Annotated in this window: 17 protein-coding genes and 1 tRNA gene; 15 read left to right on the forward strand and 3 right to left on the reverse strand. The window is 51.2% G+C overall.

The features are described from left to right. Positions 1-5: 5 nt before the first annotated feature. Positions 6-2459, reverse strand: coding sequence for an ATP-dependent helicase HrpB (gene hrpB, locus FCN78_RS02345; protein ID WP_077659074.1), 2454 nt, complete (start codon positions 2457-2459; stop codon positions 6-8). 65 nt (positions 2460-2524) lie between these two features. On the opposite strand from hrpB, the gene thpR reads away from it, so the two are divergent. The 8 genes from thpR (at position 2525) to panC (ending at position 9153) form a co-directional block, all read left to right on the forward strand. After that, positions 2525-3076 (forward strand): RNA 2',3'-cyclic phosphodiesterase, encoded by a 552-nt coding sequence (gene thpR / locus FCN78_RS02350; RefSeq protein WP_077659075.1) that lies wholly within the window; start codon positions 2525-2527, stop codon positions 3074-3076. A 19-nt stretch (positions 3077-3095) separates the two neighbouring features. Beyond that, positions 3096-3818, forward strand: a complete 723-nt coding sequence (gene sfsA / locus FCN78_RS02355) for a DNA/RNA nuclease SfsA (RefSeq protein WP_069363395.1) — start codon at positions 3096-3098, stop codon at positions 3816-3818. Positions 3819-3941: 123 nt separating this feature from the next. Continuing rightward, positions 3942-4391 (forward strand): RNA polymerase-binding protein DksA, encoded by a 450-nt coding sequence (gene dksA, locus FCN78_RS02360; protein WP_046074011.1) that lies wholly within the window; start codon positions 3942-3944, stop codon positions 4389-4391. Positions 4392-4577: 186 nt separating this feature from the next. After that, complete coding sequence (gene gluQRS, locus FCN78_RS02365) at positions 4578-5462, forward strand: tRNA glutamyl-Q(34) synthetase GluQRS (protein WP_077659076.1); 885 nt, start codon at positions 4578-4580, stop codon at positions 5460-5462. Positions 5463-5565: 103 nt separating this feature from the next. Continuing rightward, on the forward strand, positions 5566-6930 hold the full coding sequence (pcnB, locus tag FCN78_RS02370) for a polynucleotide adenylyltransferase PcnB (protein ID WP_069363567.1): 1365 nt from the start codon (positions 5566-5568) through the stop codon (positions 6928-6930). After that, the gene (folK, locus tag FCN78_RS02375; protein WP_069363397.1) at positions 6927-7418 is read left to right on the forward strand and encodes a 2-amino-4-hydroxy-6-hydroxymethyldihydropteridine diphosphokinase; all 492 of its coding nucleotides are present in this window, start codon (positions 6927-6929) and stop codon (positions 7416-7418) included. The genes pcnB and folK overlap by 4 nt, the downstream gene beginning before the upstream one ends. A 35-nt stretch (positions 7419-7453) precedes the next feature. Continuing rightward, positions 7454-8248, forward strand: coding sequence for a 3-methyl-2-oxobutanoate hydroxymethyltransferase (gene panB, locus FCN78_RS02380; protein WP_069363398.1), 795 nt, complete (start codon positions 7454-7456; stop codon positions 8246-8248). A gap of 11 nt (positions 8249-8259) precedes the next feature. After that, a complete protein-coding gene (gene panC, locus FCN78_RS02385) occupies positions 8260-9153 on the forward strand; it encodes a pantoate--beta-alanine ligase (protein WP_077659077.1) in 894 nt (297 codons plus the stop codon). Between the two features lie 11 nt (positions 9154-9164). On the opposite strand, the gene FCN78_RS02390 is transcribed toward panC, so the two are convergent. Both FCN78_RS02390 and FCN78_RS02395 read right to left on the reverse strand, forming a co-directional pair. Then, positions 9165-10427, reverse strand: coding sequence for a cyclic di-GMP phosphodiesterase (locus tag FCN78_RS02390; protein WP_069363400.1), 1263 nt, complete (start codon positions 10425-10427; stop codon positions 9165-9167). 370 nt (positions 10428-10797) lie between these two features. After that, a tRNA-Phe gene (locus FCN78_RS02395) sits at positions 10798-10873 on the reverse strand. A 362-nt stretch (positions 10874-11235) separates the two neighbouring features. Here FCN78_RS02395 and FCN78_RS02400 point away from each other — a divergent pair. From FCN78_RS02400 to FCN78_RS02430, 7 genes are read left to right on the forward strand one after another with little or no spacing between them, the layout of a single operon-like run. Further along, complete coding sequence (locus tag FCN78_RS02400; protein ID WP_077456543.1) at positions 11236-11493, forward strand: STAS domain-containing protein; 258 nt, start codon at positions 11236-11238, stop codon at positions 11491-11493. A gap of 22 nt (positions 11494-11515) precedes the next feature. After that, positions 11516-11875 carry a response regulator gene (locus FCN78_RS02405; RefSeq protein WP_069363402.1) on the forward strand — a complete coding sequence of 120 codons (360 nt, stop codon included), beginning with the start codon at positions 11516-11518 and terminating at the stop codon, positions 11873-11875. A gap of 21 nt (positions 11876-11896) precedes the next feature. Beyond that, positions 11897-13996, forward strand: coding sequence for a chemotaxis protein CheA (locus FCN78_RS02410; RefSeq protein ID WP_077659078.1), 2100 nt, complete (start codon positions 11897-11899; stop codon positions 13994-13996). A gap of 9 nt (positions 13997-14005) precedes the next feature. Then, on the forward strand, positions 14006-14503 hold the full coding sequence (locus FCN78_RS02415; RefSeq protein WP_077456547.1) for a chemotaxis protein CheW: 498 nt from the start codon (positions 14006-14008) through the stop codon (positions 14501-14503). An 8-nt stretch (positions 14504-14511) separates the two neighbouring features. Beyond that, on the forward strand, positions 14512-14982 hold the full coding sequence (locus FCN78_RS02420; protein WP_077484315.1) for a chemotaxis protein CheW: 471 nt from the start codon (positions 14512-14514) through the stop codon (positions 14980-14982). Between the two features lie 3 nt (positions 14983-14985). Then, on the forward strand, positions 14986-17379 hold the full coding sequence (locus FCN78_RS02425) for a methyl-accepting chemotaxis protein (protein WP_077659079.1): 2394 nt from the start codon (positions 14986-14988) through the stop codon (positions 17377-17379). A gap of 2 nt (positions 17380-17381) precedes the next feature. Continuing rightward, entirely contained in the window at positions 17382-18224 is an 843-nt protein-coding gene (locus FCN78_RS02430; protein ID WP_077659080.1) for a CheR family methyltransferase, read from the forward strand. Position 18225 lies beyond the last annotated feature (1 nt).

Below are 18225 nucleotides of genomic sequence, written 5' to 3' on the forward strand. Positions count from 1 at the left end.
ATAGCTTAACTCTGATTAAAATGGCGCTTGGTTTTTCGGGTTGGCACATGGTTGGCCGGATCATCAGGCCAAAGGTGTTTAGGGTAGCGCCCTTTCATTTCTTTTTGCACCTCTTTGTAGCTGCCTTGCCAAAAGCCCGCCAGATCTTGGGTAATTTGTAGCGGGCGTCCAGCGGGGGAAAGTAGCTCTACTTGTACCGTCACCTTGCCGTACGCCAGGGTGGGCGTTTGGGCCTGCCCGTACATCTCTTGCATTTTCACCGCTAAGACGGGCGCACTGTCTGGCGTATAGCGCAAAGGATAACGTGAGCCCGTTGGGACGGTCATATGTGTGGGCAGCGCCGCGTTCAATTGTTGGGTGACCGCAAAGCCGAACCAAGCTTCTAACACGGGCTTGAGATCTAGCTGCTGCAGGGTTTGCCAGCGCGACATGCCGTGAATAAATGGCGCGAGCCAGGTATCGAGCGATGCCAATAAGTCGTCGTCGCTAAGTGGCGGTAGCATAATATCTAGTCCCCAGGCTTGCGCGCAGCGGGCGCGGGTGAGCAAGGACTGGCTGCTGCGTTGCCAGTTCAACGCATCAATGCCTTTTTGGCGTACGGCGTCTAATAATCCTTGCGCCTGCTGCTCAGCACTGAGTGTATTCAGTGGCTCACGATAAAGCACTAATTCGCCGAGGCGTTGCTGTTTTTCTGCTTTTAGCGTGCCGCGATGGTCGTCCCATTGTACGACCTCATGTTGACGTAATAAGTCGGGGCGCATCTGTTGTAGCGTGTCCAGTGAAAGCGCCATGGCACTGTAGGCGCGGCTGTCGTGTTGCTCGCCGGCCATCACATCACAAACCACGATTGCCTCAGCGTGACTGAGTGCGTCTTGACTATCGAGTGTCACGCCGTGACCATTGGCCATCATAAAGCGTCCCGTTTTTCCCCGTCTCAATGCGACTCTATCTGGCCAAGTGTTAGCGGCCAGCAGTGGCAACATGGCTTCATCGAGGGAGCGTTGCAATCTTATCCCAAGTGTCCGTGCCAGTGATTGGGCGCGGTCTTGATAGTCTTTGTGAGCCATGACCGATTGTAATTGGTCAACCAGCGCCAGCGATGATCTTGAGGTCATGGGCTTGTCGGCCCAGGCGGCGAGCCAGCAGGCGGTGGATAACACAGAGGTGTCCTCCTTTTCAGCCCGAGCCAACATGGCGGCAGCGCGTGGGCTAGCCGCCAATTGAATGGCACGTTGCCCCAGCGCGGTGAGTCCTTGGCGCGTATCAATCAGCCCCAATTGTGTCAGCCTGATACAGGCCGCTTGCCAATGCTTGGTGGGCGGCACGTCAAGCCAATGTAAATCTTTCACATCACAGCCCCACTGGATGACATTGAGGGCAAGATCGGTTAAGTCTTCTCGTAAGATCGGCGCGGTAGGAGTGGCTGGTAAGCGTTGAAACTGCTCTTCGCTGTATAGGCGTAGGCACTGTCCTTCCTCAAGGCGACCGGCGCGACCTGCGCGTTGAATGGCAGCACTGCGTGTGATCTGCCGTGTTACTAGCTTATCGATACCCGTTTGTGCTTGATGGATAACCATCCGCTCAAGTCCCGCATCGATCACTAACCGGATCCCTTCGATGGTTAAACTGGTCTCAGCGATATTAGTTGTGAGCACTAACTTACGCCTCCCAGGAGAAGGAGGGGCGATCGCGGCGTGTTGCGCCGAGGCGTCAAGGCTACCGTGAAGACGATGCAAATCCATGTCATCAGGGAGGCGCCCTTCTAGGGCAGCATAAACCTGTCTAATCGTGCTCACACCGGGGAGAAAGAGTAGGGCCGATCCCGCGTGTTGAGCGATAAAATCAAGGCTGGCGCTAGCCACTGCGCTGGCCCATTGTGAATGCCGTGACAGTGGGTGATAGTGATAATGAATCGGGTAGCTGCGCCCTTCAGTTGTCAGGGTCAGGGCGTCGGGTAAATGTTGCGCCAAGGCGTGGTTATCTAAGGTCGCAGACATGACCACCAGACGCAGATCATCTCGCAAGCCAGCTTGGCAATCTAGACTCAAGGCGAGCGCGAGATCGGCATGCAGGCTGCGTTCGTGAAACTCATCGAACATGACCACACTCACGCCATCAAGCATGGGGTCGGTTTGCAGCAAACGTGTCAGCACCCCCTCAGTGACCACCTCTACACGCGTTTGAGCACTGACTTTGGTCTCTCCCCGCATGCGTAAACCGATGGTTTGGCCTATCGGCTCACCCAGATGATGGGCGAGGAAGCGGGCAATATTGCGCGCGGCGAGCCGACGGGGCTCTAGTAGCACGATTTTTCCCGGCAGTGAGGCCTGCTCAAGCAACGCAAGGGGTAAGCGCGTCGACTTACCCGCGCCCGGTGGTGCGGATAAGAGGATCTGCGGATAGGTCGCGAGCCCGTCTATCAGGTCGGGTATCACGGCATCAATGGGAAGCTGAGACAAGAATTCGCCCTTTGTGTCAGAATCAAAGTGACTATTTTAACGGACTGAGCGTAAAAGGAGAGCCCATGCGACTATTTTTCGCATTAGGTTTGGACGAGAAAACCAATCAAGCCGCTCGGGAGCAACTGGTTCGCTACCACCATCATCTTTGTGGTGAGGGGCGCGCGGTGCCCGATCAGAACTTACACCTCACCTTGGCGTTTTTAGGTGAGGTCCCTGATACCAAGCTCTCTGCGCTCCAAGCCGCGGCAAGTAACCTGGCTCTGCCTGCGTTTTCTCTCACAACCTCAGGTGTTGAAGTATGGGATCAGCCGAAAATTGCGTGTGTGACGTTCAACCAACCCCCGCCGGTATTGTTTGATCTAGCCCATCACTTACAAAGCTTACCCGTTTGGCACGCAAAAGCGGACAGTCATGCGTTTACGCCGCATATTACCTTGCGTCGTGGCGTCAAGGATCAACAAGCTTTACACCTACCACCTCTGCCAACACAGACATTTGCCTGTCAACGGTTTGGGTTATATGCTTCGCCTTCCTCCGCGTCGGATGAATCGATACCGCGAGATAATGAGGGGCGGGCGTTATACCAATGCCTGCATCAATTCAGCCTTTGTTAATCATCAGCAGGAACGGCAGATGCAGTTTTCCCCACCACTAGCGTCGGCAACCTTAGTACGCCGCTACAAACGTTTTTTAACCGATGTCACGCTGGCTAATGGCGAGTCGCTGACCATGCATTGTGCCAATACCGGGGCGATGACCGGTTGTGCGACGCCAGGCGATACGGTTTGGTATTCCACCTCCGATAATAGCAAACGTAAATACCCGCATAGTTGGGAGCTCAATCATACCCAGCAGGGACACTGGATTTGTGTCAACACGGCGCGTGCTAACCCCTTAGCGGTTGAAGCGGTGCAGGCAGGTAGTATTCCTGAACTAGTGGGGTATCGACAATTACAGACGGAAGTACGCTATGGCAGCGAAAACAGTCGCATAGACCTACTATTACGTGACGATGACAAACCTGACTGCTATATAGAAGTAAAGAGTGTCACATTATTGGAGGAAGACGGCTGGGGGGCGTTTCCGGATGCTGTCTCCAAGCGTGGGCAAAAGCACTTGCGTGAATTGATGGCGATGGCAGAGCAAGGACATCGTGCGGTCTTATTATTCGTTGTTTTGCACTCAGGGATTGAAAAAGTCACAGGCGCCCCCCATATCGACCCGGATTATAACCAGTTATTAAATCAGGCGCTGGCGTCAGGGGTAGAAGTGATCTGCTATCAGGCTCAGATGTCGCCGAGTGAGCTAAATCTGGTTAATTCCGTACCTTTTGTTGGTCATACTGCAAAAGTGTAAGCATGTTCACATTGGGCGTTGCGCGGCGTAAATCAAAGATTGCCACCCTAAAGGCTTTCTGCTATAGATAGCGCCCTCATTTGACAGACACGGGTCATGTCAAGGTTTTTTAGGAGAAGCTGAATGCCAGAAAGCAAAGAAAAGAAATCGCTGGGCATCCTGGCCATTGCCGGATTAGAGCCATACCAGGAGAAACCTGGAGAGGAGTATATGGGAGAGGCTCAGCTTGAGCATTTCCGTAAAATCCTCAATGCGTGGCGTAATCAGCTCAGGGAAGAAGTCGACCGCACCATGAATCATATGAAAGATGAGGCGGCCAATTTCCCCGATCCTGTCGATCGTGCAGCACAGGAAGAGGAATTCAACCTAGAGCTGCGTAACCGCGATCGCGAGCGCAAGCTGATTAAGAAGATCGATAAGACATTGCAGCGTATCGAAGATGATGACTTCGGCTTTTGCGACTCGTGTGGTATCGAAATTGGGGTGCGCCGCTTAGAAGCTCGCCCAACAGCAGAGTTGTGTATTGACTGTAAAACACTGGCTGAGCTAAAAGAAAAGCAAATGGCTGGCTAACGCTGGCGCGTTATATTTGCACTCATTGTTCGCTCGCCTTGGTTGGCAGAGAGAAAGCAGACAGATAAAAGGGAGCCTCGGCTCCCTTTTTGTGTTTTAGGGTGCTTGTGTTAGCGCAAGATCCCCGTACAATTTGCGCTATTCACTCTCGCTGCAGGCGTCGCAACTACTGTCTATGCGCTTATCATGACTTCGCAGACCGCTTATATTGGCCGTTTTGCCCCTTCCCCGTCGGGCCCGCTACACTTTGGCTCATTGGTGGCGGCACTTGGCTCGTATTTAGATGCGCGCGCACACCATGGGCAGTGGCTGGTTCGGATTGAAGATATCGATCCGCCTCGCGAGCAGCCGGGCGCCGCGAGTGACATTTTGCGCACGCTGGAGGCGTTTGGTTTTGCGTGGGACGGAGAGGTGCGTTACCAAAGCCAGCACCTTTCTGATTATCAAGCGCAGATTGACGCTTGGTTAAGCGCTGGGCAGGCGTATTATTGCACCTGTACCCGGCGGCAAATCAAAGAGGCGGGTGGCGTTTACCGAGGTTGGTGTCGTGATAAAGATAAAGGGGCGCAAGCGGCGGCGGTGAGACTAAAAAGCCCTGTCGAGGTACTCGCTTTTCAGGACAGGTTGCATGGTACGCTTGGTCTTGATGCGCACCTTGCCAATGAAGACTTTATCATCAAACGACGCGACGGCTTGTATGCGTATAATCTTGCGGTGGTACTCGATGATATCGATCAAGGCGTGACCGATATCGTGCGTGGGGCGGATTTGATTATGCCGACAGGGCGCCATATCGCGTTGTACCAACAACTCGGCCAACCCGTGCCGCGTTATTTACACCTGCCTCTGGCTGTCAATGCAGAGGGACATAAGCTTTCTAAGCAAAACCGGGCCCCTGCCATTGATAATCAAGCGCCGCTTCCTGCTTTACGCGCAGCGATGACGTTTCTTGGTTTGCATGGAGTGGCTGAGCAAGAGGTGGAGAGTCCCACCCAATTATTAGACCTGGCGGTTACGCGTTGGTCGTTGGCACAGATACCGAGAAAAACGGAAGTGACGACAGCATTCTAAAATGGCCCACCCTGATATATTATATGCCGCTGTTTCATGGCCCGAACAATTAAATACGAGGTGAGCTATCTTTAATCGAGTGACCAGCTTTTGCCGTAAGGTTCTGAATCGTGATAGTAAAACACGCGCAATTGAGGATCTTAAGTTGGAAGTTATCCCCCGCAAAGCACATGGCATTTCGCGCAAAGGTATCAGCGAAAATGCGCTGAAAGTGCTTTATCGCCTGCACAAAGCGGGCTTTGAAGCGTACCTCGTTGGTGGCGGTGTGCGAGACCTTTTATTGGGGCGTGAACCCAAAGACTTTGATATTGCCACCGATGCCACCCCAGATGAAGTCAAAAAGCTGTTTCGTAACTGTCGACTCATTGGGCGGCGTTTTCGTCTTGCCCACATCCTATTTGGCCGCGATGTGATTGAGGTGGCCACATTCCGAGGCCACCACGGCAAAGGCGAGAAAGATAAGCAAACGGCTCGCTCAGAAGATGGGATGCTATTGCGTGACAATGTATATGGCACCATCGATGAAGACGCGCAGCGCCGTGACTTTACGGTGAACGGGCTGTATTACAATATCGCCGACTTTTCTATTCGGGATTACGCAGGGGGGCTTGATGATCTCAATAACCGCGTTATCCGCCTGATCGGTGATCCTGAAACGCGCTACCGTGAAGATCCAGTACGGATGTTACGCGCGGTGCGCTTTGCGGTTAAGCTCGATATGACGATTAACAGCGCGACCGCCGCGCCGATTGTCGAGCTTGCGCCGTTATTGCAAGATATCCCAGCCGCTCGAATGTTTGAAGAAAGCTTGAAGTTGTTGCAATCCGGTCAAGGGGTCGCGACATATCAAATGTTGCGCGAGTACAATTTATTTCAGCAACTCTTCCCGGCAGTGGCCGCACACTTTACCGAGACACAAACCAGCCAAACAGAGCAAATGCTAGAGCAGGTATTACGCTCAACCGATAAGCGGGTGGTTAACGAACAACGCATTAACCCGGCTTTCTTATTTGCCGCCATGCTTTGGTATCCTTTGGTGACACGGGCGGAAGAAATGGCATTTGAAAGTGGCTTGAGCTACTACGACGCCTTCATGGTGGCCGCCAGTGATATTGTGGATGAGCAAGTGAAGACCATCGCCATTCCGCGGCGCTTCACCGCCATGATACGTGAAGTGTGGCAATTGCAAATGCGCATGACGCGTCGCACCGGGGCGCGTGCGTTTAAAACGTTGGACGAGAAAAAATTCCGTGCCGCGTTTGATTTGCTTGAGATGCGCGGTGCGGTAGAAGGTGAAGAGACAGAAGCGCTGTGTGCGTGGTGGCGAGACTTTCAGCGTGCGGATCAAAGTGGCCGCCAAAAAATGGTGCGTGCGATCAATAAAGCTCATAATACGCGTAAACCCAAGTCTCGTCGACGTAAAGGGCCGCCACGTCGGCGTAAACCGCAGTCAAATTCAGACGCATGAATCGGGTATATATCGCCATTGGCAGCAATCTCGGTGATCCTGTAGAAAAAGCCAAACAGGCGATTGCTGCGTTAAAGTCACTGCCGCAGAGTCATTTTGTGGCAGCGTCAGCCCTTTATACCAGCAAACCCATGGGGCCGGCCGATCAGCCCGATTATGTTAATGCCGTCGCGGCGCTGGACACTCAGCTTGACCCTCTGACACTATTGGATGCAACACAAGCGATTGAGCTTGATTATGGCAGGGAACGCAAAGCAGAGCGTTGGGGACCAAGAACCTTGGACCTTGATATTCTACTCTATGGCAATCGCGTCATCGACGAGCCGCGACTGACGGTGCCACATTATGGCATGAAAGTGCGTGAGTTCGTGCTTTATCCACTTGCCGATATCGCCCCCGACTTGTGCTTGCCTGATGGCAGCACCCTCGCCGCGTGCCTGACGCGCGTTGATCGCAATGGTTTAACCCGTATTTGCGATCACGTTTAATCGGTGGGCCCCAGTTTCAGGCTTTGGGAGACACAATGAAAAAAATCACAATTACCGATCTGATCACTTGGAAGCAGCAAGGACAGAAATTTGCGTCCTTGACTGCCTATGATGCGAGCTTTGCTCAATTGTTTGAGCAGCAGGATGTGCCTGTTTTATTGGTTGGCGATTCGTTAGGCATGGTGCTGCAAGGTAAAAGCGATACCTTGTCGGTATCGGTTGACGAGCTGGCGTACCACACCCGCTGTGTCCGAGCAGGGAGTCCAAATAGTTTGCTAATGGCCGACATGCCATTTATGAGCTGTGCCACCCCTGAGCAAGCCTGCACCAATGCCGCAGCATTGATCAAAGCGGGCGCCAATATGGTCAAAGTCGAGGGCGGATCATGGTTGGTTGATACGGTGAAAATGCTCACCGAGCGCGCCGTGCCGGTTTGTGCGCACTTAGGTCTTACCCCGCAATCGGTGAATATCTTTGGTGGCTTTAAAGTACAAGGCCGTGAGGAAGAAAAAGCCGAGCAAATGGTAGCCGATGCGGTCGCGCTAGAAAAAGCCGGCGCGCAGATCATTGTGCTGGAATGCGTTCCCGCTTCACTGGCCAAGCGCATTACTGAAACCGTGTCTGTGCCTGTGATTGGCATTGGCGCGGGCGGTGACACAGATGGTCAAATTTTGGTCATGCATGATATGCTCGGCGTATCGGCAAACTACATGCCTAAGTTCTCGAAAAACTACTTGGCAGAGACCGGTGATGCGCGTGCGGCAGTGGCTAAGTATGTGCAAGAAGTGGCGAGTGGCGAATTTCCCGGTTCCGCCCACACGTTTAAATAGAGAGACCGAGTATGCAGGTAATTTCTGAGGTGGCGCCACTGCGCGATCACATTAATCAGTGGCAAAAAGCGGCCAAGCGCATCGCCTTTGTACCGACCATGGGGAATCTCCATCAAGGGCATTTAACCTTGGTTCGCAAAGCCCGGGAGCAAGGCGATGTGGTGGTGGTCAGCATTTTTGTTAATCCGATGCAATTTGATCGCGCGGACGACTTAACCAACTACCCGCGTACATTGGATGATGATTTGACCAAGTTGCGTGAGGAGGGCGTGGAGTTGGTGTTTACACCAACGGCCGATACCCTCTATCCACACGGACTGGATGCACATACTAGAGTTGAGGTGCCAGGACTTTCAACCATGTTAGAAGGGGCATCGCGCCCCGGTCATTTCCGTGGTGTCGCCACCGTGGTGAGCAAACTCTTTAATTTGGTGCAGCCGGCGGTGGCCTGTTTTGGCGAAAAAGACTTTCAGCAATTGGCGGTGATCCGCAAATTGGTGGCAGACATGGCTATGCCGATTGAAATTATTGGTGTGCCTACCGTGCGTGAAAGTGATGGGTTGGCGATGAGCTCTCGTAATAACAACCTAACCGTCGATGAGCGTCAACGTGCACCAGTGCTGGCGAAAACCATGCGCTGGATGAGTGCGCAAATGCGTAATGGGAGTCGTGATCTCGATGATCTGATTGAAGATGCTCACGATCAACTGCGTGCGGCGGGGTTACAGCCTGATGAATTTTATATTCGTGACGCCACGTCTCTTGCGCAATTGCATGAAAACAGCCGACAAGCGGTGATTCTCGTCGCCGCCTATCTTGGTACGACACGCCTTATTGATAACCTGACGGTGGAGCTGCATCGAGCCGTCGAGAAAGCGGACAAAGCTGATCCTAGTGGCGATTAATGTGTCGTCGCTTAGCCGTCAGCGTCCATAAAATACGAAATCCGGGTGCGCGGCTTCAGGTATTCTTTTACCGCGTCTGGCAGTTTAGAGATAGGCACAGCCGTGTCTATCTCTAGCTCACTGTCACGCATGTCAATGATGGTGGCTTGATCAGAAGGAATATCCGGATCATAAATCATCACATTGGGTTTAAGCAGGGCAGAGCTGTTCACCGAGATAATCATGCCGAGATCGTCATTCGACAACTTTACCACCGTTCCTGGCGGATAAACGCCCATCATCTTGACAAATAGTGCCAACAGACGCGGGTTGAATTTGGCTTTATTGTCTTTAAAAAGATGAGACAAGGCGGCAAAAGGCATCCGTGCGGATGCGCCAAACTGAGGACGACATAAGCGGTCAAAAAAGTTCACCATACTGACAATCTGCGCCGCTTCGTCGATGTCATCGCCCAATAGGCCTTTGGGGAAGCCACTGCCGTTAGCAAACTCGTGGTGCTGGGCAATGATGGTTTCGACCTCAGGGGTACACTCTTCCATTTCTGCTACTAGCTCCGCCCCATAATTAACATGTTGACGGTAGTAATTCATTTCCGGCTCTGTCAGTCGCTCCTTTTTTCGCACGATGGCCGACGGCACCTTCTTGGTACCGATATCATGCAGCACCGCGCCGGTGATCAGCGAGCGAAGCTGGTCATTGTCGTACCCGTTACTGCGTGCCAACATCAGCGCGAGAACGGCCACATTCAGTGAGTGCGCATACATGTCTTCTGCCAAACTCGGATCGTCCATCAGGTGCAGGGTGACATTCGACTCGCTACCAAAGACCATCATGCTATCGACGAGCATGCGGACATCCTCGTTCGCTGCTTGAGGACGGTTGGCCGCTTTCATATTGATCGCCCGCAGTTGTGCCATTGAACGTTGATAGTGCTTCTGCACTTTTTGAATGCGTGCGCGAAAGCGGCGTTGCTCTTCTATTCGCTGTTGTTTTTCCTGCTCCATCGCCGCTTTTTCTCGGCTGACTGCATGTGGATCGACTTCATCCGGGTTTTCTTTTTTTTCTGTCAGCGCGGGTAAGGGGACCGTTGTACTTTTATCTGGGTAGTAGTAGACAAAGCTTGTTGGGAGCGAGCGTATTACCTTCGCTTGTGCCTCGCTTTCTATTTGAAAACGATTAAGCATAAATGGATGATCGCGCCATTTTAGCGGCAGTTTGATATAAAGACCGGCTTGAAGTCGCTCTGTTGAGAGTTTAATGCTACTGGCTGACATGCGTTAATGACACTCGATCCATGAGGTAAAAGACAAGAATAACCACCAACAGATTACCATAAACAGGCGCTGTTGAGTAAAAAGCCTAATCGCTATCGCACTGAACGAAAATTGACTTAAAGGGTAGCAAAAGTGTCAGAGTAGGGGGGATTCGCTGTCGCAGTAAGGTGCGGCCTGCAAGGTGCGGCCTGCAAGGCCACCGACACGTGTCGGCATAAAAAAATCCCCACTCGTTTGAGCAGGGATTTTTCTTAAATATGGTGCCCGGAGGTGGAATAGATTGCGGCCTGCAAGGTGCGGCCTGCAAGGTCACCGACACGTGTCGGCATAAAAAATCCCCACTCGTTTGAGCAGGGATTTTTCTTAAGTATGGTGCCCGGAGGCGGAATCGAACCACCGACACGGGGATTTTCAATCCCCTGCTCTACCGACTGAGCTATCCGGGCTAAGGTGCTCTATTTAATAGCATTAACCTAAGAATGTCAAAGTCTATTTAACTGACGCATTCCATGGGTATAAACCTAAATTCCTGCCTGGCATATCGACTTTTTGTGATCTTATTCATTAATTTACATTGACAAAAAGCCACATAAAGGTGTCTTTGCTTTGTCATTTATCCCACCTGATTTTCTTATCTTATTGTTTTTTAATTTTTATTTTTGATGGTGCTGATTCATAAACAAGGCATTGACCAAAACCTCCTCAGCAAAAATAAGGCCTTATATAAGTTGTTCGATTGATTATTGCTACACTTATTCAACAAGCAAATGAGATGTCTTTTTTGACAACCGTTTAGGGCGGTTCAGCCATGCAAATAGAACTCGGAGAATCTCTCGACGTTTCTCACGTACAGCAAGCCAAAGCGGACTGGGAGGCGAAAGTCGCGGACGCCTCTTCATGTGTGATTGACGCGAGCCAACTGAGCCGAATCGATGGTGCTGGCCTGCAGTTGTTATTGGCGTGGGTACTGACTTGTGATGATGTTGAGTGGTTGAACGTCCCTGACTGCCTGTTTATCTCAGCGCAACAGACTGGCATGACCACCTTATTGAAACTACATAGTTGATCGACGGAGTTGGAGTAAGAGGATGGCAAATATACTCGCAGCGGATGATTCGGTATCCATTCGGCAAATGGTGAGCCACACATTAAAGGAGGCAGGTTATCACGTTGAGACGGCCAACGACGGGGCCGATGCATTGCGAAAAGCAAAGTCTAAAACGTTTGATTTGATCATCTCCGACGTCAATATGCCAGTAATGGATGGCATTGAATTTGTTAAACAAGTGAGAGAGGTGCAGCAATATAAGTTTACGCCTATCTTGATGCTTACCACCGAAGGCTCTGCTGAGAAAAAGTCGGCGGGGAAGGCGGTGGGCGCGACTGGATGGATCGTCAAACCCTTTAACCCCGATACCTTATTGAAAACACTCAAGCGTGTGCTGTAAGGCACATCAACGGAGGGGGATATGGCCATGGATATGGATCAATTGCGACGCATTTTCTACGAGGAATGTCGCGAGAACCTTGAAGTGCTCGAAAGAGGCCTGCTCGCACTCGACCTCGGTGCAGCAAATTTTGAATCCATGAATACCATTTTCCGTGCCGCGCACTCGATTAAAGGTGGCGCGGCGACTTTTAATCTTGACGATATCAGCCACTTCACCCATGTGATGGAAACCTTGCTTGATGAGGCACGCGAGGGCAACCGACAACTCGATAGGCAAACCATTGATATTCTTCTGCGTGGTGTGGATTGCATTCTCGCGATGCTTGAGGCTTACGAAAATGACGCTGAGTACGACAAAAGCGAACCCGATGCAGTCAATGCCGCCCTCAATGCGATCATGGATAGTGATGATTCTGCCTCTTCCTCATCAAACGATCTCTCCTCGGCGCCGTTGTCGACTGACCTGGCCCCGCAAGAGCCGGCCGGCTCAGATATCGAAAAGTGGGCAATCTGCTTTGTGCCGGACCCAGCGATGTTATTTTCAGGCAATGATCCTGTGCGGATTTTGCGTGAGTTACATGCATTACCTGGTGGGGCGGAGGTTCGTTGTGACCCTACCCACCTACCAAACTTTGCGCAGCTAGACCCAGAAAAGCTGTATTTACGGTGGGATATTCAGGTTGATGGTCATGTCCCACGCGATGAAATCGAAGCGATTTTCGAATGGGTTGAAGACGAATGCGATCTCACCATTACCCCCATTCATCGTAGCGTGCCCAGTGATATGGATGCCGCGTCTACTGCGGCGGAAGCGCCTGCCACTGAGCCACAAACGCCGGAAAATGCCTCATCTTCCGAGCCACCCCCCGCTGTCAAGAAAGCTAACAAACCCGCGGTGAAAAGTGATGCCAGTGTCTCCTCGATCCGCGTGGACATCGATAAAGTCGATAACCTAATCAACCTCGTGGGCGAGCTAGTGATTACGCAGTCGATGTTGGCAGAGTTAAGTAGTGACTTCTCCCCTGAGCGGCTTGAGCAATTGCAATCTGGCCTTGAGCAACTGATGCTCAATACCAAAGAGCTGCAAGAAAGCGTGCTCAATATCCGTATGTTGCCCATCAGTTTTGCTTTTAACCGCTTCCCTCGCTTGATTCGCGACCTATCCTTGCAATTGGGAAAGCGAGTGGAGTTGGTGATTGAGGGGGAGAATACCGAGCTAGATAAAACCGTGCTTGAGCGCATTTCTGATCCGCTGGTTCACTTGGTTCGCAACGCGGTTGATCATGGCTTAGAAACCCCGGCAGTACGCATGGAAAAAGGTAAGCCAGAAACTGGGATGGTGCATCTGAACGCTTATCATCAAGGTGGCTCGATTGTCATTGAAGTCAGTGACGATGGCTCAGGTTTGGATAAAGAAAGGGTTTGGCGAAAAGCACTTGATAAAGGGCTGATTTCTGATGATATCCCGCTCTGTGAATTGACGGATAGCCATGTATTTAACCTGGTGTTTTCCCCAGGCTTTTCAACCGTAGAACAGGTGTCTGATGTTTCTGGACGGGGGGTGGGCATGGATGTGGTACGGCGTAATATCGAGCAGTTAGGTGGCAATATTGATGTGCACTCAACGGTAGATCAAGGCTGTTCCTTCAAAATCAGCTTGCCGCTGACACTGGCGATTTTGGACGGTCAACTGGTGAAAATCGCAGAAGAAGTCTACGTAGTGCCTTTGATCTCTATCATTGAATCGCTTCAGGTGGATAGTCGCCAAATTAAGACCGCATCCGGTGTGCAGCTCTATCGCTTGAGAGAAGAAAATATTCCCATTCTTCGACTCAAAGAAGAATTTGGCTTGGGCAGCACTGACGATGATCTCGATAAACAACTGCTGTGTTTGGTGGAAGCGGGAGATAAAAAGGTCGGCCTGTTACTTGATGAGCTACTTGGTCAGCAGCAAGTGGTGATTAAAAGCTTGGAGTCCAATTACGCTCGCGTACCGGGTATTTCTGGCGCGACCATTTTAGGCGATGGCTCTGTTTCTCTCATCTTAGATATTCAAGGCTTGATCACGCAGTTTTTAGCCCGTGTCAGTGATGCGAGCGGCCATATTGCCGCGGCATAAGGAGATGATATGCAGACGGGAGTGGAATCAGACACTGTGCTTGATATTGATGACCGTGTTGAGCAACTGCAAGGCAGTGATTATCTGAGTTTCGAACTCGATGGCGAGCTGTATGGCGTGGACATTCAAACGGTGGAAGAGATCCGTGTTTGGTCACCTCCCACGCTTATCCCACGCTCACCGGCATTTATTCTTGGCGTGATCAACTTGCGTGGGATGATCGTGCCGGTGATGGATCTACGCATCCGCTTTCAGGCCTCTCAAGTGGACTATCATCGAGAGACGGTGGTGCTGATTCTGCGAGCCAGCGAGATGGCCAATGGCAAAATTATGGGCGTCGTGGTTGATGCCGTCTCGGATGTGGTTGACCAAGGGGAGGGACAAATTATGCCTCCACTCGGTGATTCTCAAGTGATTGCTTATGTCAGCGGCTTACTCAATGTTGGCGAACGGGTGATGTCATTGGTGAATGTCGATGAGCTGTTGCGTATCGAGCGATGGATATAGGAGAGAGCATGACGCAATCGCGAGAATACTTAAGTTTCTTACTCGAAGATGAAGAATACGGCGTCCATATACTCGATGTGAAAGAAGTAAGAGGGTGGTCGGACGTTCGCCGTATCCCTAACACCCTGCCGCATATGTTAGGGGTGCTGGAGCGACGGGGAGAATACATTCCGATTATGGATATTCGTCAGTGCTTTGACATGCCCCCCGCAACGATCAGCGCCACGAGCGTCATTATTATCGTGCGTAGCCAACAAGGGGTGTCGCTTGGCATCGTGGTGGATGCGGTAGCAGAAGTACACAATTTGGAAGAGCAGCAAATTAAGGATCCTCCGGGGCTTCATCATCAGGATGAGTGGTATATGGAAGGGATTGCGGCGGTGAATGACAGACACCTGGTATTAATTAATTTGGAGCAGTTGTTCGACTTTGATCAGTTACAACAAAGCGCACAACCAGAAAGTGCAAACGAGGACTAGAATATGGCGTGGTTTAAAAGGGAAGCAAAGCAAGACAACCAACAGACCAAACAGAATGTGCAGCTTCTCGCGGCACTGAATGTCTCGCCTGCTGCACTTGTGATGCTTGATAGTCAGCAGCACGTCACCTTAATTAATCGACGTGCGCTGCAACTGTTGCAATGTTACCAGGCTGCGATTCGCGAACGTGGCAATGAGGATTTTATCGCGAAAAGTGAGGTACTCGTTGGTCAACCCATGAGCCGAATACTCGCGACTGACTTAGTCGACTACCAACAGTGGCAGCAGCTTATCGACGACAAACCATCTGTCCAAACCATCGAGTTAGGCGCGGGTAAGTTGCGGGTGTCTGCCAGTAAAGTCGCTGATGGAGATGGCTACAGTGTTGAGCTGTGTGATGTGACGGCACGTGCCCACCAAACCGAAGAACATAAACGCCTTAAAGCGGCACTGGACCATACCCACAGTGCCTTTGTCTTACTCGGAGCACACGGTGAGATCACGCATGTGAATGAGCAGGCAGTGACATTGTGCAAACAGTATGAGAAAGCCTTCTGTGCGAAAAATAGTGCCTTTGCCGCCAGCCGTGACGACATTCTTGGCAAATACATTGACTACTTATTCCCTCAACTGCAGCGCGAAACCTTTCTTAATCCTGAAAAAATGCCCATTAACCGGGATATCCGCCTTAAAGAGGCGCGTTTTGAGTTTCATGCTACCGCCAACTACGACCGTCATGGAAAGCATATCGGCACGACGATTGAGTGGCGTGATGTCACGATAAAGCGCAAAAAAGAGTCAGAGCACTCGTTGCTTGCTGCCATTGTGGAAGGAATGACCACCAATGTCATGCTGGCCGATAAAGACGGCATTATTCGTTACCTCAATCCGGCTGTGACCAAATTATTCAAAAGTCGTGAGAGTGAAATGCGTGAAATCTTCCCCAACTTCTCAGTGGATAAGCTGGTGGGGTCCAGTATCGATCAATTCCATAAAAATCCTGCGCACCAACAGTCTGTGATTGCCAACCCTGACTGTATGCCTTACCGAGCGGAAATTACGTTGGGAAAACTCGAATTTGCGCTGAGTTGTATTGCGCTTTATGACGATGATGGCGAATACATCGGGCCAGGGTTGCAATGGGAAGATATTACTGAGCAGATGGATGGCCAGCGCCAGGTTGAACGACTGATTGCGAGTGCTGCGGAAGGCAACCTCACTGCAAGAATGAACACCAGTCAATACCGTGGCTCTATGGCGAAACTCGGCAACGGTATCAATCAATTATTGGATAGCTTTATTGATCCGGTGAACGAGTCTATTCGCGTCATGCAGGGCGTATCTAAAGGCGACCTGAAAATGACCATGTCGGAAGACTACAAAGGCGACTTTGACGTTCTCAGCCGAGCGATTAATACCTCGATCAACAATGTTCGTAATATGGTTGAAAAGATCACGCACTCGTCGGCAAGGGTGGCGTCAGCGTCAGCCGAAATTGCTGAGGGTAATAATGATCTCAGTGAGCGCACCGAAGAGCAGGCAGCTAACTTACAAGAAACTGCGGCGAGCATGGAGCAAATGACCGCGACGGTAAAGCAAAATGCCGAGAGCGCATCATCGGCGAATTTGGCGTCGAGTAAGGCCAGTGAAAAAGCGAGCAAGGGCGGTGATGTAGTCAAAGAAACCATTGAAGCGATGGCGGAAATCAATGATGCCAGCAAGAAAATTGCCGATATTATTGGGGTGATTGATGAAATCGCCTTCCAGACCAATTTGCTTGCCTTGAATGCGGCGGTGGAAGCGGCGCGTGCGGGGGAGCAAGGACGCGGTTTTGCCGTTGTGGCGGGTGAAGTGCGTAGCTTGGCACAACGCAGTGCGGGCGCAGCGAAAGAGATTAAAGACTTAATCAAGGACAGTGTGGAAAAAGTCGCGCAAGGCTCGAAGCTGGTGGATGATTCAGGCGCGATGCTTGGAGAGATTGTCGCCTCTGTGTCTGAGGTCTCTCAGCTCATTGATAGGATCAATGTGGCAAGTCAAGAGCAAGCCACAGGTATTGATGAAATCACCCGTTCCGTGGCTCGGATGGATCAAATGACGCAACAAAACGCGGCCTTAGTCGAAGAGGCTGCAGCTTCTAGTCAGGCGATGCGGGAAGAAGGTGCCGAGTTAATCAACCTGGTTGGTTTCTTTCGAGTTGACATCGATGCTGAAAAGTTAGCGGATCTTCATCCTCCTCACACTCAACGTAAAAGCGCGCCCAAGCACGCCAATAAAGCCGTTTCCAAGGCAAGAGGGCAATATTACCGCAATGGAGAAGCCGCCTACGAGCCTCGCCAAGTGAGCAGTCATCAAAAGCCTTCGAGTGATGAGGTCAGCGATGAGTGGGAGGAATTTTAACCATGACTGCGCCAGTGAATGCGTCATCTGGTGCTTACGATTTTAGTCAGCGTCATTTTAAATATGTACAAGTGTTTATGGCGAATGAGACGGGAATTTTTCTTGCGGATAAAAAGAAAAATATGGTGTACGGCCGTCTGGTGCGTTGCCTACGTAGAACAGGCATGGCGACGTTTGATGACTACTTCGCGTTGGTTGAGCAGAGTAAAGACGAACGAGTCGCGTTTGTTAATGCACTGACCACCAATAAAACCCAGTTTTTTCGTGAGCGCCACCATTTCGAGTTTTTAGCCCGCGAATTGATCCCCTATTGGCAAGCGGCTAAGCAAAAGCGTATTCGGATTTGGTCTGCGGGCTGCTCGACGGGGGAAGAGCCTTACACCATTGCCGCTGTACTTGCAGGGCATGGGTTGTTAGAGAGGCAATGGGATGTACAAATCCTCGCCACTGATTTAGACACCCATGTGCTCAATACGGCTCGCAAAGGCCTTTACAGTTTGGATGCTGTCCATTCGATTCCAGAAATTTATTTGCAAAACGGATTCTTAAAAGGAAAAGGCGTCAAGCAAGATCTATTCAAGGCCAAGCGCCAGCTTCGGGATGCGATCCGTTTCGAGCCACTTAACCTGAAAGGAGAGTGGTCTCATAAGCAAGCGATGGATGCGATTTTTTGTCGTAACGTGATGATTTATTTTGATCGCGCCACACAGCAACGGCTGCTTGAGCGGTTCTGGCACCAGTTAGTACCGGCGGGGGTACTTTTTATCGGCCATTCTGAAGGACTCGGAAAGATGGCGGAGAAGTTCGATAATTTAGGTCACACCATATACCGTAAACGGGAGTGAT

The organism is Salinivibrio kushneri (genome assembly GCF_005280275.1).
In the GTDB taxonomy this organism is placed as follows: Bacteria; Pseudomonadota; Gammaproteobacteria; order Enterobacterales; family Vibrionaceae; genus Salinivibrio; species Salinivibrio kushneri.

Coding starts and splice junctions, on each gene's coding strand:
- folK (WP_069363397.1), top strand. CDS start 6,927: ATGAATCGGGTATATATCGCCATTGGCAGCAATCTCGGTGATCCTGTA.
- FCN78_RS02420 (WP_077484315.1), top strand. CDS start 14,512: ATGACGCAATCGCGAGAATACTTAAGTTTCTTACTCGAAGATGAAGAA.
- thpR (WP_077659075.1), top strand. CDS start 2,525: ATGCGACTATTTTTCGCATTAGGTTTGGACGAGAAAACCAATCAAGCC.
- FCN78_RS02425 (WP_077659079.1), top strand. CDS start 14,986: ATGGCGTGGTTTAAAAGGGAAGCAAAGCAAGACAACCAACAGACCAAA.
- FCN78_RS02405 (WP_069363402.1), top strand. CDS start 11,516: ATGGCAAATATACTCGCAGCGGATGATTCGGTATCCATTCGGCAAATG.
- sfsA (WP_069363395.1), top strand. CDS start 3,096: ATGCAGTTTTCCCCACCACTAGCGTCGGCAACCTTAGTACGCCGCTAC.
- FCN78_RS02390 (WP_069363400.1), bottom strand. CDS start 10,427: ATGTCAGCCAGTAGCATTAAACTCTCAACAGAGCGACTTCAAGCCGGT.
- FCN78_RS02430 (WP_077659080.1), top strand. CDS start 17,382: ATGACTGCGCCAGTGAATGCGTCATCTGGTGCTTACGATTTTAGTCAG.
- FCN78_RS02410 (WP_077659078.1), top strand. CDS start 11,897: ATGGCCATGGATATGGATCAATTGCGACGCATTTTCTACGAGGAATGT.
- FCN78_RS02400 (WP_077456543.1), top strand. CDS start 11,236: ATGCAAATAGAACTCGGAGAATCTCTCGACGTTTCTCACGTACAGCAA.
- gluQRS (WP_077659076.1), top strand. CDS start 4,578: ATGACTTCGCAGACCGCTTATATTGGCCGTTTTGCCCCTTCCCCGTCG.
- panB (WP_069363398.1), top strand. CDS start 7,454: ATGAAAAAAATCACAATTACCGATCTGATCACTTGGAAGCAGCAAGGA.
- panC (WP_077659077.1), top strand. CDS start 8,260: ATGCAGGTAATTTCTGAGGTGGCGCCACTGCGCGATCACATTAATCAG.
- FCN78_RS02415 (WP_077456547.1), top strand. CDS start 14,006: ATGCAGACGGGAGTGGAATCAGACACTGTGCTTGATATTGATGACCGT.
- dksA (WP_046074011.1), top strand. CDS start 3,942: ATGCCAGAAAGCAAAGAAAAGAAATCGCTGGGCATCCTGGCCATTGCC.